The organism is Mesorhizobium norvegicum (assembly GCF_004919685.1).
In the GTDB taxonomy this organism is placed as follows: domain Bacteria; phylum Pseudomonadota; class Alphaproteobacteria; order Rhizobiales; family Rhizobiaceae; genus Mesorhizobium; species Mesorhizobium norvegicum.
On the sequence record NZ_SMYZ01000027.1, the window covers coordinates 25381 to 45273 of the forward strand.

At 62.1% G+C, this 19893-nt stretch carries 21 protein-coding genes, 1 pseudogene and 1 riboswitch; of the genes and pseudogenes, 14 read left to right on the forward strand and 8 right to left on the reverse strand.

Annotated features, from left to right (window positions below; all coding sequences use genetic code 11):
- The first annotated feature begins 1 nt into the window (after position 1).
- The 3 genes from FCU66_RS11675 to FCU66_RS11685 are packed head-to-tail and all read left to right on the forward strand — an operon-like array spanning position 2 to position 722.
- A complete protein-coding gene (locus FCU66_RS11675; RefSeq protein ID WP_136621454.1) occupies positions 2 to 229 on the forward strand; it encodes a hypothetical protein in 228 nt (75 codons plus the stop codon).
- Complete coding sequence (locus tag FCU66_RS11680) at positions 214 to 399, forward strand: hypothetical protein (RefSeq protein WP_136621453.1); 186 nt, start codon at positions 214 to 216, stop codon at positions 397 to 399. Before FCU66_RS11675 ends, FCU66_RS11680 begins: the two co-directional genes overlap by 16 nt.
- Complete coding sequence (locus FCU66_RS11685; RefSeq protein ID WP_136621452.1) at positions 399 to 722, forward strand: hypothetical protein; 324 nt, start codon at positions 399 to 401, stop codon at positions 720 to 722. The genes FCU66_RS11680 and FCU66_RS11685 overlap by 1 nt, the downstream gene beginning before the upstream one ends.
- A 123-nt stretch (positions 723 to 845) precedes the next feature.
- On the opposite strand, the gene FCU66_RS11690 is transcribed toward FCU66_RS11685, so the two are convergent.
- A complete protein-coding gene (locus FCU66_RS11690; protein ID WP_136621451.1) occupies positions 846 to 1553 on the reverse strand; it encodes a hypothetical protein in 708 nt (235 codons plus the stop codon).
- A gap of 194 nt (positions 1554 to 1747) precedes the next feature.
- Between FCU66_RS11690 and FCU66_RS11695 the strand changes: the two genes are divergently transcribed.
- Positions 1748 to 3292, forward strand: coding sequence for a glycosyltransferase family 39 protein (locus FCU66_RS11695; protein WP_136621450.1), 1545 nt, complete (start codon positions 1748 to 1750; stop codon positions 3290 to 3292).
- A gap of 156 nt (positions 3293 to 3448) precedes the next feature.
- On the forward strand, positions 3449 to 3967 hold the full coding sequence (msrA, locus tag FCU66_RS11700; protein ID WP_136621449.1) for a peptide-methionine (S)-S-oxide reductase MsrA: 519 nt from the start codon (positions 3449 to 3451) through the stop codon (positions 3965 to 3967).
- Positions 3968 to 4044: 77 nt separating this feature from the next.
- On the opposite strand, the gene FCU66_RS11705 is transcribed toward msrA, so the two are convergent.
- On the reverse strand, positions 4045 to 5148 hold the full coding sequence (locus tag FCU66_RS11705; RefSeq protein ID WP_136621448.1) for a nucleotidyltransferase family protein: 1104 nt from the start codon (positions 5146 to 5148) through the stop codon (positions 4045 to 4047).
- Between the two features lie 131 nt (positions 5149 to 5279).
- Positions 5280 to 6017: an SDR family oxidoreductase gene (locus tag FCU66_RS11710; protein ID WP_136621447.1), complete on the reverse strand. Its 738-nt coding sequence runs from the start codon at positions 6015 to 6017 to the stop codon at positions 5280 to 5282.
- A gap of 145 nt (positions 6018 to 6162) precedes the next feature.
- Between FCU66_RS11710 and FCU66_RS11715 the strand changes: the two genes are divergently transcribed.
- From FCU66_RS11715 to FCU66_RS11735, 5 genes are all read left to right on the forward strand, one after another.
- Complete coding sequence (locus tag FCU66_RS11715; RefSeq protein ID WP_136621446.1) at positions 6163 to 7083, forward strand: LysR family transcriptional regulator; 921 nt, start codon at positions 6163 to 6165, stop codon at positions 7081 to 7083.
- A 136-nt stretch (positions 7084 to 7219) separates the two neighbouring features.
- A riboswitch (TPP riboswitch) is annotated at positions 7220 to 7333 on the forward strand.
- Entirely contained in the window at positions 7324 to 7932 is a 609-nt protein-coding gene (locus FCU66_RS11720; protein ID WP_136621445.1) for a YkoF family thiamine/hydroxymethylpyrimidine-binding protein, read from the forward strand. It overlaps the preceding riboswitch by 10 nt.
- 104 nt (positions 7933 to 8036) lie before the next feature.
- A complete protein-coding gene (locus FCU66_RS11725; RefSeq protein ID WP_136621502.1) occupies positions 8037 to 8789 on the forward strand; it encodes an ABC transporter permease in 753 nt (250 codons plus the stop codon).
- On the forward strand, positions 8786 to 9553 hold the full coding sequence (locus tag FCU66_RS11730; protein WP_136621444.1) for an ABC transporter ATP-binding protein: 768 nt from the start codon (positions 8786 to 8788) through the stop codon (positions 9551 to 9553). The genes FCU66_RS11725 and FCU66_RS11730 overlap by 4 nt, the downstream gene beginning before the upstream one ends.
- Positions 9546 to 10568 (forward strand): ABC transporter substrate-binding protein, encoded by a 1023-nt coding sequence (locus FCU66_RS11735; RefSeq protein ID WP_136621443.1) that lies wholly within the window; start codon positions 9546 to 9548, stop codon positions 10566 to 10568. Before FCU66_RS11730 ends, FCU66_RS11735 begins: the two co-directional genes overlap by 8 nt.
- A gap of 103 nt (positions 10569 to 10671) precedes the next feature.
- Here FCU66_RS11735 and FCU66_RS11740 read toward each other — a convergent pair whose 3' ends face one another.
- Together FCU66_RS11740 and FCU66_RS11745 are read right to left on the reverse strand one after the other, a co-directional pair.
- Complete coding sequence (locus FCU66_RS11740; RefSeq protein ID WP_136621442.1) at positions 10672 to 11451, reverse strand: hypothetical protein; 780 nt, start codon at positions 11449 to 11451, stop codon at positions 10672 to 10674.
- Positions 11452 to 11472: 21 nt separating this feature from the next.
- Positions 11473 to 15519: a tetratricopeptide repeat protein gene (locus tag FCU66_RS11745; protein ID WP_246093865.1), complete on the reverse strand. Its 4047-nt coding sequence runs from the start codon at positions 15517 to 15519 to the stop codon at positions 11473 to 11475.
- A gap of 286 nt (positions 15520 to 15805) precedes the next feature.
- Here FCU66_RS11745 and FCU66_RS11750 point away from each other — a divergent pair, with 286 nt between their 5' ends.
- The 4 genes and pseudogenes from FCU66_RS11750 to FCU66_RS11765 all read left to right on the forward strand — a co-directional run bounded on the left by FCU66_RS11750 (position 15806) and on the right by FCU66_RS11765 (position 18125).
- Positions 15806 to 16441 (forward strand): methyltransferase family protein, encoded by a 636-nt coding sequence (locus FCU66_RS11750; protein WP_425462851.1) that lies wholly within the window; start codon positions 15806 to 15808, stop codon positions 16439 to 16441.
- A 32-nt stretch (positions 16442 to 16473) separates the two neighbouring features.
- Positions 16474 to 16764: pseudogene (locus FCU66_RS42785) on the forward strand (hypothetical protein); the annotation flags it as partial.
- Between the two features lie 250 nt (positions 16765 to 17014).
- On the forward strand, positions 17015 to 17179 hold the full coding sequence (locus FCU66_RS11760) for a DUF3309 family protein (protein WP_082525567.1): 165 nt from the start codon (positions 17015 to 17017) through the stop codon (positions 17177 to 17179).
- A 460-nt stretch (positions 17180 to 17639) separates the two neighbouring features.
- Positions 17640 to 18125: a pyridoxamine 5'-phosphate oxidase family protein gene (locus FCU66_RS11765; RefSeq protein WP_136621440.1), complete on the forward strand. Its 486-nt coding sequence runs from the start codon at positions 17640 to 17642 to the stop codon at positions 18123 to 18125.
- A gap of 5 nt (positions 18126 to 18130) precedes the next feature.
- Here FCU66_RS11765 and FCU66_RS11770 read toward each other — a convergent pair whose 3' ends face one another.
- The 3 genes from FCU66_RS11770 to FCU66_RS11775 are packed head-to-tail and all read right to left on the reverse strand — an operon-like array spanning position 18131 to position 19699.
- The gene (locus tag FCU66_RS11770; protein WP_136621439.1) at positions 18131 to 19201 is read right to left on the reverse strand and encodes a sensor histidine kinase; all 1071 of its coding nucleotides are present in this window, start codon (positions 19199 to 19201) and stop codon (positions 18131 to 18133) included.
- A 47-nt stretch (positions 19202 to 19248) separates the two neighbouring features.
- Positions 19249 to 19386 carry a hypothetical protein gene (locus tag FCU66_RS41090; protein WP_168992125.1) on the reverse strand — a complete coding sequence of 46 codons (138 nt, stop codon included), beginning with the start codon at positions 19384 to 19386 and terminating at the stop codon, positions 19249 to 19251.
- Between the two features lie 19 nt (positions 19387 to 19405).
- A complete protein-coding gene (locus FCU66_RS11775) occupies positions 19406 to 19699 on the reverse strand; it encodes a hypothetical protein (protein WP_136621438.1) in 294 nt (97 codons plus the stop codon).
- Positions 19700 to 19893: the final 194 nt, after the last annotated feature.

Below are 19893 nucleotides of genomic sequence, written 5' to 3' on the forward strand. Positions count from 1 at the left end.
GATGGGAACACTCGCACTGCTTGGCCAGTTCTGGCCGTATCTCGCTGCAATGGGTGCCGCGCTTGCCGGTCTCTGGACGGCCTATGCCAGGGGCAAGGCCAGCCAGAAGGCCAGGCAGGATGCCGCCGACGCCGTGGCGCGCACCGAAGCCCAGAAGATCGATGACGCCGTCGCCGGCCGGACGCCGGACGACAACCGGGGGAGGCTGGGCAGATGGTCAAAATCGTAGCGCTGTCGTTCACGCTGGCCGGCTGCACGACATCAGGCGGCTCGTTCTGCGCGGCCGGGCATCCCATCCGACCGACACAGACAGAGGTGGCGACCCTTTCCGGGGCGTCGGTGGCGGCGATCCTGGCTCACAACGAAAAGGGCCAGAAGCTTTGTGGATGGAGGCCGTGATGCACGATCTTTTCGACCTGCTCGGCATCAAGGGACCGGTCGTGGCGGCGGGCCTCGCCGGCGGTGTTCTGCGGGCGCTGTCGCGGCATCGCTACAAGCTGCGCGAAATGGTGGCCTCGCCGATCTGTGGAGCGTTGGCAGCGGCCTACCTGACGCTGCCGGCGGTGTCCTACGCCAGGATCACCGGCCTGCCGATGCCGGACCCCGCCGACGACACCACCACGCTGGCCGCCGCCTTCCTGATCGGCGTCTGCGCCATGTGGATTTCGGACGTCCTGTTCGAGTTTGTCGTGAGGCGATTCAAGTCGGTGCCGGAGGAGTAGCTGCTGGCCCCGGTTGGTGTTGTTTGCTGGCGACTGCTTGACAGATTCCCGAGACACTTTCGTCATAGCCCGCTCCGGTTCGCCGGGGCGGGCTATTTTGCGTTTCGGGACCGGCGGCAAGCCTCAAGCCAGGATGTTGACCGCGCGTGCCGCGACCAGCGCGATGGTCAGCAGCGAGATCATGGCCTCGGCCATCATCAGCAGCTTGGCGCGTTGGGAAAGTGGCAAGGTATCGGTGGGCGAGAAGGCTGTCGCATTGGTGAAAGCGAGGAAGAAATAGTCGACGAAGCCGGGAAGCCAATCGCGAAGCTCACGGTCGTTCAGCGTCATCTGCGCAAACAGGAAATCGGCCTGCGCAAGCTTGACGAGGCCGCAGGTCGGCGGCCCGCCGCGGTCGGTGTTCCAGAACCACAAGGCAAAGACGATGACGTTGGTGACCCAGATGTTGAGCGCGTCGATCAACAGCGTCGTGCCGCTGTTGCCGGCGTGGCCCTCCAGCAAGGCACGCACCAGCAAGACCAGCGAACCGCAATTCATGACGCTGATGATGGCGGTCATCGCCAAGGCGGTTCTGCGGATCATGATGCGAAACTGGCCGATCGCGTGCCACTCGTGATCCTCGACCGCCTTTCGGGTGGCGGCCTGTGTCCAGGCCGTGGCCACCGACAAGGGCAGCAGCAGGGCGGCCTCCAGCGCCGGCGCCAGCCAGCGCGGCCCGAATGAGAGGTTGTTGATGACCAGGAGCTGCAGGCAGATGATGACCAGAACGGCCGCGCGCGCCATCCAGAAGTCGAGCGCACGGTAGTGGATGACGGCATGGTGGTGGCGCATTGGGACCCGGATTTTTTCAGACAGGGTCAGGCGTGCAGCGCTGTCCTGCCTGGGGGGAGGAGCGTCGATACTCCTGCCCGATCTTGGTGCTGCAATGGCACACAGCTATACTTTTTCGTAAGCTTCGATGTTTGGGCTGTTCGTCAAACCGGACTATGTGATTTAAGCGCGGCATGGCGGGAATAGATGGATCCATGGATCACTGGGTGCCGGTGGGATTGCCTGCCGCCGCCGTCGATTCCCCATCGATTTGGTCCAGTCTGATCCGTCATCCCTGGTATTTGCTCGCGATTTTGTGCCTGACACAGATCCTGTGCTGGACTTTGGCGCCGGCGCTTGTCAACGTCTCACCGCCCAATGATGTCGTCGAAGGCTTCATGTGGGGACGCGAATGGGTGCTGTTGACCTACAAACATCCACAGCTTCCCGCATGGCTGCTCGAGACCAGCCATCTTCTGACCGGATCGTTCCACTGGCCGCAATATTTCGTGGCCCAGCTTGTCATCTCGGCGACCTTCGTCTTCGTCTATCTGCTGGCCCGCGACATGCTCGGAAAAACCCGCGCGCTGGCCGCCGTGCTTTTGATGCCGTCGCTCTATTTCTTCGGCTGGCCGACCCCGCAGTTCAATCATGACTACACGCAAATGCCATTCTGGGCCGCTATCTGCTGGCTGCTGTGGCGTGCAAGCCGTGGCGGCGGGCCGGGCTGGTGGCTGGTGCTCGGCCTGGTGTCCGGCGTCGGCCTCTATGCCAAGTTTTCCACCGGGCTGCTGTTGCTCTTCGGCGCGGTCTGGCTGTTGTCCGATGCAAGGGCACGCAGTCGGCTCGCCACACCTTGGCCATGGCTCGGGCTTGCGGTTTTCCTTGCCGTCGCCGCGCCGCTGGCCGTCGAGCTCTACCGCATGGATTTCCTGCCGCTGACCTATGCCGCCTGGCGCGATCAGTGGGTGCTGGCCCATCGCTCCCGCTTTTATTATATCAGCGTCCAGATTGCCGGACTCTGCGGCTTCGTTCTGGTGCTGGCGATATCGGGGCTGTTGCGGCGCTCGCCCCCGCCGGAAGAGCCCGTCGCGCGCAGTACCCTCGTCTATCTCTTGTGGATGGGGCTTGGCCCGGCGGTCCTCGTCATGGTGGCGTCCCTGTTCGCAGGTGCAGGCGAGGCCTGGGGCGCGCCGATGTACAATCTTGCCGGCGTTGTGGCGCTCGCCCTCCTGGGCCACCGTCTCGGCGCCGTCGAGATGCGAAAGCTGGCGATCTGCGCGTTCATCTGCATTATCGGCATCTCCGGTGCTTATGCCGGCATCCGCTGGACGAAATGCAATTTGCGTGGACGCACGGACGCTGTCTGCTGGCCGGCGCAGAAGATCTCGGACGAGGCCGAGGCCGTCTGGCATGCGGCCGCGCCCGGTCGGCTCGACATCGTCGGCGGCCATCCCCTTTTTGCGCCGCTGGCGGGCCTCAATGCCTACGACAAACCGTCGATCTTCACCGAACTGAACATGCAATACGCCCCCTGGATCACCAGCCAGCGGCTGCGCGACCACGGCATACTTCTGGTCTGGCCTGGGCACGACGTACCACCCTATCTGCAGGCGTGGCTGGGCAACATCCCGGTCAAAACAGTTCTTTTCGACTGGTCGCTCAAGGCACCGCCGGTGGCGATCAGCTTTGCCGCCGTTCCGCCCGGCGCGCCGCAGTTGCCGGGTGTGATCGACAGCCTCACCCGACCGGGCAATTGAAGCAGGTCCGTCGGCCCCGCTGGACGAAGCAGGCGACAATGCCCATTTATGGGGAGATCCAACTTGCTTTTGCGCAATTCCCAAGGGAAAGCGCTACGCGCTTTTCCCGGGAAAACCGCTAGACTTTTCCTGGAATTGCTTTTGAGGAGACGTGATATGGCGACTTCCACCGAACGCGCAGTCCTTGCCGGCGGCTGCTTCTGGGGTATGCAGGATTTGATACGGCGCTACCCCGGCGTTATCTCCACCCGTGTCGGCTACAGCGGCGGCGACGTGGCCAACGCCACCTATCGCAACCATGGCAGCCATGCCGAAGCCATCGAGATCAATTTCGATCCGGCCGTCATAAGCTATCGCACGCTGCTGGAGCGCTTTTTCCAGATCCACGATCCGACGACCCGCAACCGGCAGGGCAACGATGTCGGGATGAGCTATCGCTCGGCGATCTACTACACCAGCGACGAACAGAAGCGCGTCGCCGAAGACACCATCGCCGATGTCGATGCCTCGGGCCTGTGGCCGGGCAAGGTCGTCACCGAAGTCGCGCAGGCCGGTCCCTTCTGGGAAGCCGAGCCTGAGCATCAGGACTATCTGGAGAAATACCCCAACGGCTACACCTGCCACTTCGTCAGGCCAGGCTGGAAGCTGCCGGTTCGCGAAAAGGCGGTTTCGTAGGGTCCACAGCTTCCGGTCCTGCAATGCATTGCCGCTCGATGGGGTCGTCGAGCGGCATCATCGCATCCCAAACACCTTCAGTCAGCGCGCCTTGTCGCGTCGGTGAAGCCATCGAGCTTTTCACCAATGTCCGAAAGTGCCCTTCGAACGATTGTCTCGACCGTGTCTTGCCGATCGGAATCGAGCAAACGAAGACCTCGTTGGATTGCATCGCGCCAGCTGGCGCCGCGATGCCATGCTTCGGCGAACACCACGGCGAGATCATCTTGCCGGCGGGTAGCTGCCATCGCCTCGATCAGCAAACTTGCCTGAAGAACATCTTTTTCCCGCTTTGCCGCGCCGTTTGCGTTCGCTTGGCGAAGAGGGGCGACAATCAGTTTGTGGACGGCATATCGCTCGGGTGAGGGGACCAGCACTGGGACACCGGATCGATGCAACAACACGGTTCTTACGGGTTCGCGGATCAGAAAATCCAGGAATCGCAAGGGTTGTGCCGATGCGCCGCCCAGCGACGGCATCGCGCTCGCGTGGTCGGCATAGTCGTCGCTACCCCGGTTTGGGGGCAGGAATTCGACCTTGTACCGGGAAGCGTTTTCGAACTGGGTCGTGCGATTGGCATCCGTTCGGTGCGGAATTTCGCGAAACGACGGATCGATATCGCGCAGCACATCCATGATCGGTGGCAGACTGTCGTTCACTTCGACGGAAACCGAGTGAAATTGGGCAAAGTCGGCATCGCCTGTCTGTAGTGCCACCCCAGGCAGCCTTACGCCCAGATATCCGGCGTAGGTCTGGAATGCGACCGTGCCGACAAGTACGCCCCGCAAGCGGAAAAACCCGGCCTTGCCAAGAGCTTCGACGATATCGCCGGTAAATTTCTCCGGCTCCATCAACCCGGCCTCGCGAACGAGCGTCGACACGAGCTTGCGACGGCCCTTCAGATCGCTCTTGATTTCCCTGAAGGCGGCAACGCGTTTTGCGATCTCGGGATCGTCGGCCGGACCGACATATCGCCTTGTCGTCTTCGGTCTGGTCTCCTCGAAATACCAGTAGTCACGGCCTTTCACCGGAACCCGTACGAAATTGCCTGCCGTCGAGAAGTCGGTTTGGAACGAGGCGTCCAGGCTTCGTTGCACGAGTTCAGCGAACAGAGTGCGATAAGCGATATCGATCGATTTCATGGCGGCGTCCGACCAAGGCCTTTGCGTTATAAGAAATTTGCAGTTCTCTTATAACTGCGCGCTTCTGCTCCCGATTTCAAGTGGTTATAAGAAAATTGCGAAAACCTTATAACTATCTTGCCCGCAAGGTTTCATGCCTGCTGCGTGGGGTAGAGCGTCAGGATGTTGACGTTGATCCTTGGCGGTTGCGACACGGCGTAGAGCATGGCTGCGGCGATGTCCTCGCTCTCCAGCTGCTCCATGTCGCCCAGTCTTTGCTCTACCGCCAGCCGCACGTCATCGCGCATGTTGGCGGTGAACTCGGTTTTGACCGCGCCCGGCTCGATCACGGTGACGCGGATGCCATCCTTGCCGATTTCGCGGCGCAGCGATTCCGCCATGGCGCTGGCCGCATGCTTGGTGCCGGAATAGACGACCGAAGGGTGGATGTAGCGGCCGGTGCCCGACGAGACGATAACGATATGGCCTGAACCTTGCCGTTTCATCACCGGCAGCGCCGCGTTGATCGCATAGAGCAAACCCAGAATGTTGATATCGACCATCGCCCGGTATTCGCTGGTGGTGGTGTTCTGGAAGGGGGCGGCGACGCCGACGCCGGCGACATTGAACAGCATGTCCAGTCGGCCATAGCTTTCCAGCACGCGACTGACCATGGCGGTTGCCTGCGCCTCGTCGGTGATGTCGGCCTCGATCACAAGCGCCTCGCCGCCGGCGTCGCGGATGCGCTTGGCCTGATCGTCAAGCCGCTGCCGGCGCCGTGCCGCAATGGCAACGACCGCGCCTTGCGCCGCCAGCGCAAGTGCGGTTGCCATCCCGATACCGGAGGAGGCGCCGGTCACCAGGGCGATTTTTCCGTTGAGTTCCCGCATGTTCGTTGCTCCTGCTCAGAGGGAGATTCAGATGTGCTCGATGCCGATGATCGGCGATGTTCGAGACATGTCCTCAAGCTAGGCAGCAGACCCCATACGGAAAATGCGATAGAATGCCATTATACTCATTGGAGAATCTGGCATAATGCGAGGCAGTGACTATGCGGAGCTGAAGGCCTTTGCCACTGTCGTCGCGCATGGCAGTTTTGCTCTTGCCGCGGAAGATCTCCGGATTTCGGCATCGACGCTCAGCCAGACGATCCGCCAGCTCGAAGCGCGGCTTGGCCTGCGCCTGCTCAATCGCACGACCCGCAGTCTCTCGCTGACCGAAGCCGGCGCGCGCCTGCACGCGCGCTTCGCGCCGGCCATGGCCGAGATGGAGGCGGCGGTCGGCGATGCCGCCGCCTTGCGTGACAGGCCGGCCGGCATCTTGCGCGTCCATATGCCCAGTGTCGCTGCGGCTACCTATCTGGAGCCGGTGCTCGGTCGTTTTTATGAGACATGGCCGGAGATCGTGCTCGATGTGACGATCGACGATGCCGCCATCGATAGTGTCGGGGCCGGCTATGATGTCAGCGTCAGACTTGGTGAATTTCTCGAAGCCGACATGGTTGCCGCGCCGCTTGGCGGTACGCAGCGCCAACTCGCGGTGGCTTCGCCGGACTACATTGCCCGTCACGGATCGCCATCAGCACCTGCGGATCTGCTCCAGCACCGCTGCATCAACTGGCGCCGGCCGGGCAGCGCCGGCCTCTACACATGGGAATTCGCCAGGGATGGCCAATGGTTCTCGGTCGCGGTCAACGGTCCGCTGGTTGTCTCCAGCCGCGGCATGGCGATTGCGGCCGCGGTGCAGGGCGTCGGCATTGCCTTCTGGGCGGAAGAGCTGGTGCGTCCGCTGATCGACGCCGGCAAACTGGTCTCGTTGCTGGATGAGTGGTGCGCGATGTTTCCGGGCTGGTTCCTCTGCTACCAGAAGCAGCGCCATACACCGCCGGCGGTGCGCGCCTTCGTCGAATTCCTGCGGCATGCGCATGCCGGCCGGCAAGCACTGCCGGGCGGTTGACCGATTGTCCGTCGACCCTGCGGAGCATGCGCCGAGCAGCTTCCTCGAGGACAGCCGGCCCAGGCCTGGCGCAATGCTTTTGGCGCAGGGCGCTGAAAAAATGGCTTTCACTTCAGCTCGAATGGTGCTTTAACCCGCGCATCCACAGGGGTGCTCCGTACGGTCGGGGCTGAGACGGGGGCGGCAAGCCCACAGACCCTAGAAGCTGATCTGGGTAATACCAGCGGAGCGAGGCGGGCGATGTTTTCAGGCGCACAGATTTCCCTATATCCCATGGCCGACGATTTCGTCGGCGTCATCCTTGGCGCGCTCGGCGCGCTCGATCCCTGGCGCGACAAGCTCAGGATCGAGACCGACGACATCTCGACCTTGCTGGTCGGGCCGCCCGAAGTGCTGTTTCCAGCCATGCGCGATCTCTTCGTGGCGGCAGCACGCAGCGGCAAACACTGCGTGTTGTCAGCCACCATCTCGCGCGGCTGCCCGGGCGAGCCGGATGATCCGATCTGCCGCTCCGATGCAGTCGGCGGGCCTGTCGGGCCACTCGGTCCGCGCAAGGATGCGGCCATCACAGCGGTGCGCAATGCTGCTGCCACCGGCCAGCCGGCGGCGGCGCAGTTCTCGCTCTATGTGATGGGCACCGACGACCACATGGACGAGATCTACGGCTGCATCGACTTTCTCAAGCAGTCCGGCGTCTATGAGCTTTCCAAGCATTTCTGCACGAAATTGCGCGGTGATGCCGGTGCGATCTTTTCGGCGCTGGACGAGGCTTTCTGCCGCTTCGGACCAGGCGCCGGCCACGTAACCCTCGACGTCACGGTCTCGGCCAACAGCCCGTCGGCTGTCTGAAGCTGCCGCCGCTCCCGCGCGGCCGTCAAAGGTTATCTCCCGTGGTCTCATCATCAGTCGCTTCGCGCCCGATCGCGAGCCTTCTTGTCAAGGCAGTGCCGGCCATGATCTCGGTCGGTTTGCTCCTGCTGGTGTGGGAGCTTTGTGCTACCTATTCCGGCATCAAGCCAACGATACTGCCGGCGCCGTCGCGCGTCTTCGAGCAAGCGATGCTCAATCGCGAGGCACTGGTCGACAACGCCATTCCGACCATCCGCGCCACGCTGCTTGGCTTTGCCTGTTCGCTCAGCGCCGCCTTTGCACTGTCGATGCTGGTCGACTTCTTCCTGCCGCTGCGGCGTGCGCTGTTTCCCGTCTTCATCGTCAGCCAGACCTTGCCGCTGGTGGCGATTGCGCCGCTGGTGGTGCTGTGGTTCGGCTTCGGACTGGCGCCCAAGATCATGCTGGTGGCGCTGGTCACCTTCTTTCCGATGCTGGTGGCATTGGTCGAGGGCTATGAGGCAACCGAGGCCGAGATCGGGCAAATGCTGCGCGCCATGGGAGCAGGGCGCTGGCGCATCTTCGTGCTGGCGCGGCTGCCTTCGGCGCTGCCTTATTTCTTCGCCGGCCTGAGGATCTCCATCACCTATGCGGTGGTCGGCGCCATCTTCGCCGAATATGCCGGGGCCGCGAAAGGGCTGGGCATCTACATGCTCAACGCCAAGAACAATTTCCGCCCCGACCTGGTGCTGGCAGCCGTCGGTGTCAGCGCCGCGCTGACACTTGTCCTGTTCGGGTTGACTGTGCTGCTGCAGCGCCTGGCCATGCCCTGGGAGCGCGCCGGCAAGGAAAGCGCAGGGAAGGGGCCGTGGCGATGAGCCGGCTTGAGCTGCGGCATGTGCGCAAGGCGTTCGGTGGGCTCGACGTGCTGGCCGATATCTCGCTAAGTGTCGGCGCAAGTGAATTCGTCTCAATCCTTGGGCCCTCGGGCGCCGGCAAGTCGACGCTGTTCCAGCTTCTGACCGGCGCCGAGCATGGCGAGGGCGAGATGTTGTTCGACGGCGCGCCGCTCGATGACCACGGCAGGCATTTCGCTTTCATGCCGCAGTGTGATGCGCTGATGCCTTGGCGGCGCATCCTCAACAACGCGACGCTCGGGCTGGAAGTGCAAGGCATCCGGCGCAAGGCGGCGCGGGCGCGCGTCGCGCCGCTGTTTGCCGAGTTCGGGCTTGCCGGCTTCGAGCGACATTTTCCCGCGCAGCTGTCCGGCGGCATGCGCCAGCGCGCGGCCCTGCTGCGCACGGTGGTGCAGGAGCGTGACATGCTGCTGCTCGACGAGCCGTTCGGCGCGCTCGACGCACTGACCCGCACCGCCATGCAGCGCTGGCTCGAACAGATGTGGCGGCACCACCGCTGGACGGCCCTCTTGATCACTCACGATGTACGCGAAGCCGTGTTCCTGTCCGACCGCATCTATGTGCTGTCGGCGCGCCCGGCCCGCATCGTTCGTGAAATCAAGGTGCCGCTGCCGCGCCCGCGCAGCCTTGGCGGCGATGCCGCGCGGCAGGCAAGTGCGCTCGAGGCCGAAATCCTCGACATCATCCTCAACCCCAACCCACCCAAAGGACACGACCATGACTGACTTGACGCGCCGGCAGGCCTTGTTGCTGACCCTTGCCACCGGCCTTCCGCTCGTTGCCCGATCGGGGCGAGCCCAAGCACAATCGGCGGCACAAAAGGTCACCGTCGCCCTCGACTGGACGGTCAACACCAACCACATCGGACTGTTCGTCGCCCGCGACAAGGGCTTTTATCGCGAGGCCGGGCTCGAGGTCGAGATCCTGCCCTACAGCGATACCGGTGCGGGCACGCTGGTCGCAAACCGCGTCGCCGATTTCGGCATCAACGGCACCATCAGCCTGTTCACCCAGAAGACCGCCGGGGCGGACCTGAAGGGCGTCTATGCGGTGGTGCAATCTGAAACCGGTCGCGTGGTCTTCAACGCGGCACGCAGCGAGATCGAAGGCCCGAGGAATCTTGACGGTTTGATCTATGGCGGCTTCGGCAGTGCCTGGGAAAACGCGCTGATATCGACCATCATCCGCCATGATGGCGGCAAGGGCAATTTCGAGACGGTGACGCTCGGCACCTCAGCCTATGAGGCGCTGGCCAATGGCTCGGTCGATTTCACGCTCGAAGTCTCGACCTGGGAGGGTGTCGAAGCCGAACTCAAGGGCGTCAAGCAGCGCAGCTTCGTCTATGCCGACTACGGCGTTCCCGATGAGCACACGACACTGATCTCTTCGAGCGACGCCTATCTCCAGGCAAACCCCAAACCTGCGGCCGCCTTCGTCCAGGCCACGCGGCGCGGCTATCAGTTTGCCGTCGATCATCCAAAGGAAGCCGCCGCGCTGCTGATCGCCGCCAACAAGGATGCCTTGACCAATCCGGCATTGATCGAGGCGTCGCTGAAGGCGTTGATCGACGGCCACTATCTGCGCGGAGAAAACGGCGCCATCGGCACCATGGATCTGGCCAAGATGGAAGCGATCGGCGACTATCTCTTCGCCTCCGGCATTTTGCGCGATGCCGACGGCAAGGTTTTGGCGCAACGTCCGGATTTTGCGGAGTATTTCAGCAATTCAACTCTGGGCTAGGGGACCAATCTGCCTCTCGAAACTGGAGGAAATGCCTGGCGAGCCAACGGGGCTCGCTAGGCATGACAGTTCCTCATCGAACACACGGATCCGCAGATCCCGGCTAATTCCGGGCGATCTCATAGAGCAAAGTGGTTTTGATGTGCCGCCCGGGCTCACCCTGCAGCGATAGAGCGGATGTATATAGTTTCGCGACTGCTGGGCAGAGACCTTCGAATTCCCGGCTGACATTGGCAATGGCGGTTATCTCGGCGGGAGTGCCGCCAGCGTTGATGAAAGCGTCGGCCAGCAGCGACCAGTCTCCGTCGCTGGCAGCAGCGGCTGGCAGACCGCCATTCTTCGCTGCGCCGAAGGCGTGGAACAGGGTGGCGCCGACCTTGTCCATGTCGATCAGGAAATCCTGGTCCGGCGTGCTGAGCGCGCCCGGCCCTTCGCGAAGGTAGTTGTTGCAGGTGGCAGCGGTTTCCCGCGCCATGACATGGTTGAGCATGTCCAATTGCGCGCGCAGGGCTTCGGCGGCTTTGCTGTCCGGAGCCGAGGACAGCAGGGATGCGTATCGTTGCCTGAGATCGGCGACCGCCATCCTGCTCGTGTTTCGCACCTGGTCGACATTTCCAAGCCTGGCCACGGCCGTGATCTTTTCCACGACGGCGTCGTAGTCTTCTGGGAACTCCTGCTTGATTGCCCTGAATATCTGGCTTCCTTGGCTCTCAATCTGTTCGCTTACCTGAGCTGTGGTCAGCGTTTGTGGATCGGGCGAACCCGCCACCGTCTGGTAAAGATATTTACCGCCGGCAAAGCCGGCCGCCCAGGGCAATACCTTTACCGCAACAAAGGACAAAGCGGCGACCGCCGCCACGCCCAAAGCCTTCCAACGCGTCATCGCCAACCTCCTTGAACCTGCCTATTTCGCGCCGAGGCTCAGCGCCTTCTTGCGGTCGGCTTCGGCGCGCTTGTGATTGTCCTTGGCCTCCCACGCCTTGCTTCGCGCGTCGTAAGCAGCGGCAAACTTGGGATTGAGTTTTATTGCCTGGCTAAGATCGGCAATAGCTCCGTCATAGTCCGCCCTGCTGGTCCGGATCACGCCTCGGCCGAAATAGCCAAATGGGTTCTTGTGGTCGAGGCTGAGGGCCTTTTCGAAATCGCGCAGCGCAGCGACATCCTCGTGCCTTCCCATCCACAAGAGGCCTCGATCGGCATAGACATTTGCGTCCTTGGGATTGAGACTGATCGCCTTTTCGAAGTCGGCAAACGCCCCCTCGTAGTTATCCTGGAAGCTGAGGTTCCGGCCGCGGTCATAGTACGTCTCGGCAATATTCGGATTGATCGCGATCGCCTGCGTGTAATCGGCGACGGCATGAGCGTAATCGTTCCTGGCCTCCCAGGCCATTGCTCGGGCCAGATAGGCATCATGGAACGCCGGAAAGAGTGCAATCGCCTTGCCGTACAGGGCTATGGCGCCGTCATAGTCGTCCTTTCCATACAGCGCTCGACCCTTGTTGAAGGTTTGCGCGGCGCGTGAAGTCCAACTCGGCCTGGTCGCTTGCTCGCCAGCCCGGCCAGCGGCCTTGCCTGGCATCTTCGATGCATTCGCTTCGTCTCTTGCAACCATCGCCAACTTGCGGCCCTTGCGGGCGGGGGCCATCTTTGGGTTGAGCTTCAGCGCCTGGTCGAAGTCGGCAATCGCCGGGTCGTAGTCGCCCTTAGTGAGCCAGACGGTGCCACGCGCAAAATAGGCCGGCGCATACTGCGGGTTGAGTTCGATCACGCGGCTGTAGTCGGCGATGGCGCGATCCAGTTCGTTCTTGTTTGTCCACGCGACAGCGCGGCCGAGATAGGCGTCTGAATAGCTGGGATAGAGTTCGATCACCTTGTCGAAGTCGGTGATGGCTGCGTCGTACATGCCCTTCTCGACAAGCGACGTACCGCGGCCGACATAGGCCGAGGCCTTTCTTGGATCGAGCGCAATCGCCTTGCTGTATTCGGCGATGGCGCGATCGAATTTGCCTTTGTCGTAAAAGGCGTCGCCGCGGTCGATGAAAGCCTTGAGGTTCTTCGGGTCCGAGCCGACGGCATCAGGCGCGGCACCGCCTTTCTTCAACGCGGCCACGGCCGCCTTGCGGGCGACCGCGTAGTCCGGATTGCCCGGATAGAGCCTTATCGCCTGGTCGAAGTCGGCAATGGCGCCGTTATAATCCTTGCTGTCGGCCCGTTCTATGCCGCGCCCGTAATAGCTGGGGGCATCTTTGGCATCGATCTCGATCGCCGCCGAATAGGCTGTGATGGCTCGCTGGGTATCGCCCTTCACGTGCCAGGCCATGCCCATGCAGAAATAGGCATCCAGCACCTTCGGATCGAGTTCGGCGGCCTGGCCGCAATCGGCGAGAGCACCTTCGGCATCCTCGGTCGTGGCCTTGGCCATGCCCCGGCGAACATAGGCAGAGACCATATTCGGGAGGAGCTTGATCACCCGGTCATAGTCGGCAATCGCCCGGTCATAGGCGCGCTTGGCGGACCAGGCATTGCCGCGGCCAAAAAAGGCGAGGGGACTGTCGGGATCGAGCGCGATCGCCTTGCCATACGCGCCGATTGCCTCGTCGTACTTGCCGCCATCCGACAGGCTGTCGCCGTTCTGCACCGCGACGAGAACGCGCGGGTCGGTCGCCTGAATGAGCTCCGCCATCTTGGCCGCGGATAGCTTGCCGTCGGACTGGGCTTCGTGTCCGTTGTCCTGCGTGGCCAAGGGTTGGGCGCGGGGAGCGGTGCCCGTTGTATCGCCTCCACCTTTCGCTGCAACCGCCGCCTTGCGGCTGAGGACATAATCGGCGTTGCCCGGGCCGAGCTTGATCGCTTCGTCGAAGTCGGCAATGGCGCCGTCATAGTCTTTGCTATCGGCCCGCGCCATGCCGCGCCCGTAATAGCTCGCGTCATCCTTCGGATCGATCCCGATCGCCACCGAATAGGCGGCGATCGCACTCCCTGGGTCGCCCTTTGCGTGCCAGGCCATGCCATTGCAGAAGTAGGCGTCGCGCGCCTTTGGATCGAGTGTTGCAGCTCGGTTGCAATCGGCAAGGGCGCCCTCGGCATCGCCTGACGTGACCTTTGCGAGGCCCCGGCGAAAATGAGCTGCGGCAAAATCAGGGGCGAGTTCGGTGACCTTGTCGTAGTCGGCGATCGCCTGCTCGTAGGCGCGTTTGGCAGCCCAGGCCTTGCCGCGGCCGAAATAGGCGAACCGGTTGTTCGGATCGAGCGAGATCGCCTGGTTGTAGGCGCCGATCGCCTGATCGTACTTGCCCATGTCCAGGAAGGCATCGCCGCCAAGGATCGCTTCCAGGGCGTGCGGGTCGGTCGCCTCCAGGGCCTTCGCGGCCAGCGTGTCTTGCGTGGCCGCCATATTCGAATTCGAAACGGTGGCTCGCGGCTTTGGCTGTTGTGTGTCTGGCAACGGTGCCGACTTGCTGTCGTTGCCCGCAACCTCACGGCAGCTTCCCGCCCATTTTGGGTCGAGCTCGGCGGCGCGACGGCAATCCGCCGCCGCACCGACCATATCGCCCTTCAGTGTCCTGGCGCCGGCCCGGCTGAAATAGGCTTCGGCGCTCTGGGGATCGAAGCTGATCGCCTTGTCGAAATCGAGAAGTGCGCCTTCGACGCCATATTTTGCAAGCCGCGCCTCGGCGCGCTCGAGCAGGACTTTTGCAGCTGCCGGGTCCCTTGTCCCAGTGGCAACCAACGGAGCTGTTTCGCCCGGGGCGCGTTCGCTGCAAGAGCCTGCGCGCTTCGGGTCGAGTTCGATGGCGCGCCGACAGTCGGTGGCGGCTATGGCGTAATTTCCCTGGGATGCCTCTGCAAGCGCCCGGTCGTGAAAGGCTTCGGCGTTGTAAGGATCTAGCTGGATCGCAAAGCTGAATGAGTCTATCGCGCCTCTGACGTCGCCTTGCACCTGCTGTTCCAGCCCCCGTTTGAGGTTCCAGGCAACAAGCTCGGAGTGATCCTCTTTGGGGTATAGTTGTAGCGGTTCGTACACAGGGGATGCGGCAGGTTTGGGTGTCTGTGGCACAGCTGGCGCCTTCGCGCCCACCGGTCCTGTGTCGCAGCCACCTGCCTTCTTCGGATCGAACTCGATGGCCTTTCGGCAATCGGCGGCTGCGCCGACCGCGTCGCCGTTGCGTGTCCGCACCAGGGAGCGGCCGAAATAGGCCCTCGCATATTTCACATCAAGGGCGATCGCCTTGTCGAAATCGGCTATGGCGAGATCGTTGTAGCCCTTGCTCGCCCAGGCGACGGCCCGGTAGTAATAGCCGTCGATACCAGCGGCATCGAGTTCCACCGCCGTGCTGGCGTCGGCAATCGCGCGAGTCCAATCGTTCTTGCCGAGCCAGGCAGCACTCCGGTTGGCATAGGCGTCGGCGTTCTTGGGATCGGCCTCGATAGCTTGTTGAAAATCGAGAATGGCCGCATCGGTACGGCCTTTGCGCAGGAAGGCGGCGCCGCGGTTGGAATAAGCATCGCTGGACGATGGCTCCAGGCTGATGGCGAGGTTGAAGTCCGCGATAGCGCGGTCGTTGTCTCCCTTGTCGTACCAATCGGCTCCGCGGTTGAAGTATGCCGATGCCTGCTTGGGATCGAGCGCAATCGCCTCACTGTAGTCCGCGATCGACCGATCGTAGTCCTGCTTGTCGTCCCGGGCGACGCCCCGATGGAAGTAGGCCATGACGCGAATGGGCGGCGGCTGCGTGGTGTCCTCGGCGATCGGCGTGCAGGCGGCGATGCGCTTGTCCGGCTCGATGTCCTTGCCTATGCAGGTTGCGTAGTCCCTCTCTGTGGCGAGCGCCGGTGCGTTGAGGGCGAGAATGACAGCAAGTCCAGCCAACAGCCGGCCGGGCGAAACCTTCATCGGCACACGCAATCCAATCACGGCGACGGGCAACCCCGCACCTTTCCAGCTCGCCATATCGCTGGTCCTCCCCCCGAAAAACCTTGGTCCGCCTCAGCGGTAATCGCTTATTGTTCCTTATTTGTTCCAGAATGCAAGCATAAATTGCAATGGAACGGAGCCAATCTGCATCGCCGTGCCCCCACGGCTTGCATGCGTTTCGGACGCTTAATGCTGATCCGATCTTGTTGATTAACTGCCCGGCAATGGTTGCATGCAAAGGTCGCCCTGAGGGATTGTTGGGGTGCTTGCCTTGCTGATATCAAAAAGCGAAACCCTTTCGCACATCAAAGACGACAGGATTTTGTCCGCAGCCCGAAAGCGCGAGATCCTGGTCGATTTGCGGGAAGGCTTCTTTCGGATCTGCGCGCTGGCTTTCGCGGGGATGTTCGTCTACCGCGGTGTATACCACCTTATGCTCGATCCGACCCGCCTCAACGTGGCGCTGTTGGCGATTTCCGAGATCCTGACCTTTACCTGGCTGCTTCTGTCGCGGCGGCCGCAGGTTCGCGACTGGAATCCGCTCACGGTGGTTGTCTCGGTGATCGCCAGCTTCGGTGTCGGCTTCATCGATCTGGAGCCGGGCGTGGCCATCGTTCCGGTCTATTTCGCGGCGCCTCTGCAGGCCCTGGCGTTGGGGTTCGTGATCTGGGGAAAGATATCGCTGGGGCGTTCGTTCGCCATTCTGCCCGGCAATCGCGGCGTGATGACCGGCGGCGCCTACCGCCTGGTGCGGCATCCGATCTATGCCGGTTATCTTGCCGGCCATGTCCTGTTCCTGCTGTCGGCCTTTTCCTTCTACAATCTCGCCGTCTACGCTGTGATCACCTTCTTCCAGGTGCATCGCATCCTGCGCGAAGAGGCGCTGTTGGCCGCCACGCCGGAATACCGGGACTATATGAAGCGCGTCCATTACAGATTGTTCTACGGGATCGTCTGACAACAGGGCGGCCAACCCGCAATACCGGGCTGGGTAGCGGCGGCGTCAACGCCGGCGCCGGTGCCAATGTCGGTGGCTCGAGCGGCGTCGGCGTTGGCGTTGGTGTCGGCATCGGCGGCGGAACCAACCCGAGCAATCCAGGCAATCCCGGGAATCCGGGTAATCCCGGTACTCCGGGACATCCGAACCTGCCGGGTGTCGTCGCCGACATGTCGAACAGCCAGGTGGCGCGGATGAAGAAGCGCTGCGTCGATGTGCTCGGCAGTTCTGGGGTCTATGACCGCGACCTGCGCCAGCTCTGCCTGCTCATCGCACGCCGCTGACACCAGCAGTGCCGGGATCGGAAGTGCCGAACCAGCCGTGAGGCTTGACCGCACTCTCCGGGCCTGCGGCCGGTCGGAAAGCCCGCCATGCCGGCGGGCTTTCCGTGTGGTTACCCCGAGTGTTCCCGTGCGTCCGGCATCGCTGCGCCGGGCGGAACGCTAATGCTTTGAAAGCGTTCACATCCCAGCAACATCGAAATAGCGCGATGTTGAAACCGGCGCGATGGCGCCCACAGGAGCGGGAAAAGCCATGAGCTTAGGAACCATTCTCATCATTATCCTCATCATTGCGCTGCTCGGTGGCTTCAGCGGCCTCGGCGGCGGCCCTTTCTACGGAACCGGCTATTATGGCGGCGGTGGTCTTGGGCTCGTTCTGCTCATCCTCATCGTGCTTGTTGTGCTTGGGCGGATCTAGCCGTGCTGCTCGATTGACGCGGGAGCGATCGCAATCTCGTGACCGCGTCAGTGCCTGTGGCGCACCGGATTGTGATGTGTGCGGGCCTGCTTGTGATCCGGCTGGTTTCGAAATTTTTGTAAGATGATTGCGGTCCACACCCCCGTGGAAACAAGAGGAGAGGGTCCCACCCCTTGTCCTCCTCCAAGGCCCGCTCCGGTTCACCGTGGCGGGCTTTTGCTTGATGGGCGAGGGAACCGGCTTGCGTCGATGTCGTTGAGTTACGGAAGGCTGCCAATGCCCCTGACGCTGCACCCTGCGAAATTCGTGATGATCTTCACGTCCTGCGGCGGATGGTGGCGGCGCGCGGCCGCATCGAGACTATCCAGGGAATAGATGCGCTATTGGCGTGGCGGAAGCAGAGGCCATCAAGGTCATCCGCCGCATCGACCGCTCAGCCTGACCAGAAAGAAGGATTGCGATGAACGTCAAGGAGATGACGCGGCTGGACTGCGTCGCGCTGCTGAAGGCGCAAAGGCTTGGCCGCCTGGCCTGTGTGCGCGAGCACAGGCCCTATGTGGTGCCGATCCATTTTGCCTTCGGTGGTGACACCATTTTCAGCTTCTCGCTTCCCGGCAGGAAGGTCGAGTGGATGCAGGCCAATCCCCACGTCTGTCTTCAGGTGGATGACGTCGGGGGTATCAACGGTTGGAGGAGCGTCGTCGTGGACGGCCTTTTCGAGGAGTTGCCCAAAGGACCGGACCTGGACGGCAGCACCGCCGGCGTCGAAAGAATGACCGCTCCCGTCGACAGTGATCGCAAATTTGCCTGGTCGCTTCTGGCAAGGCACGCGAACTGGTGGGAACCGGGAGCCCTGAAGCCAGGCGACGCCGCGACAGTTTCGGGCAGCCATCTCTTCTATCAGATCAGGATCGAGGCGATATCCGGAAGGCAGGCATCGTGGTAGCGGTTTTACGCCGCTCGCGGCACCCGTGAGGTGAACGTCGCCCTTGTGACCGACACGCTGGTGCCGTCAGTGTCGCTGATGACGTCCACCTTGGCCTCTAGCTGTTTGACCAATGCTTCCACGATGGCTGTTCCAAGACCGGTAGCCGGTACATCGTTGGCGATCTTGCCGACGCCATTGTCCGAAACCGTGAGTTTCCAGTCGCTGCCCGCGGTCTCGTAGCTCACCTGGATGCGAGCGCCGGCCCTCTCCTTGGGGAAGGCGTATTTGATGGCGTTGAGCACGAGTTCGGTAACGATCAGTCCCAGGCTGACGGCCCTTTGCGAATCCATCCTGCCGCCTTCGGCCGTCACGGTGACCGTGATCGGCTGGGTTTCGCCGACCATCGACGAGGCGAGGCTGCTGCACAGTTTCGGAAGGTAAGAGCCGACATCGATCTCGTCGACACCGGCTGAAGTGTGGAGATGGCGTTGCACCTCGGCCACGGACAGAACGCGCTGATGGGCGTCCTTGAGATGCTGGCGCGTCTCTTCCGACGTGACCGAGCGTGCCTTCAGCAACAGGATCGAGGCAATGATCTGCAGGCTGTTGGCGACCCGATGCTCCATCTCGCGCAGCAGCACGTCCTTCTGCCGAAGCAGATCTTCGGTGCGGCTGAGCAGCTCTTCCTTCTCCCGCTCGATGACACGACGGGCCGTTATGTCATTGAAGGCGAGAAGAATGGTGATGGCCGTACTGTGGTCGTAAAGCACCTTGCGGGCATTGAGCAGCATGGTGCGGCGGCCAATCTGCGGGAAATCATGCTCGACCTCGAAACCGTCCATGGCGGTCTTCTCGGGAATGATGGTCTCCAGCAGCAGGCGAAGGGCGGGAATATCCCACTGACCGTCGCCGAGCGCGTAGAGCAGCGAGCCCTGGGTCTGCTGCGGGTCGACTTCGAATGTCTTGTAGAAGGAGCGGCTGGCAGCCAGCACGCGAAACTGCTCGTCGAGGACCAGGAACGGCTCGGTGATCGTGTTGACGATCGCCTGCGCCAGCGTCTGCGCGTCTTCGATATTCGCAATGGGTTGAAACATGGGCACAAAGCCAAACGAGCGGCGTTCTGCCACTCCAAACGCCGACACTATATCTTTGCCTGGCCGTTGTCGCCCATTGAATCCTCCAGCACGGTAATGTGTTGGCCGCCACTTTGCTGGCTTGCCATTGAACAGGAAAAGGCGGGCACCTGGCCCGCCTTCATCCGGTTGTTCTTTTCGGGCATGCGCCCAAATCGTGCTGCGTCAGTTCGCGCCGCCGAGCTGCTTGGTCATCTTGCAGAAATTGTCATGCGACTTGGCAATGGCCCCGTCGCCACATTCCTTCATCATGCCTGCGCGGTCTTCTTCCTTCATGGCCATCCAGGCGGTCTTGAACTCCGCGTCGGACTTCATGGTCTTCATGCCGGCATCGGTAAAGAAGGGAGACATCTTCGCCGGATCATCGAGTGCCGATGTTCCGGTGCTGCCGGCGGCCAAAGCCGAGCCAGTCATCATCGCAAGCGCCATCGCGCCCATCGTGAGCATCTTGAGGTTCATTTGGGAATTCCTCTCTGTCGAGGCCATTGGAATAAACGACCTGCAGACAAACGGGATCGAGAGAAAACAGTTCCTTCGGAGGAATATATTAAAACGAGGTTTTATTTTATCGGCCCTGCTTAGCACAGCGCCGAATCAATTGAATCTGCGGCGATATTCTCGATTCTCGGCGAGGCCGCAGACATTAAGTTCAG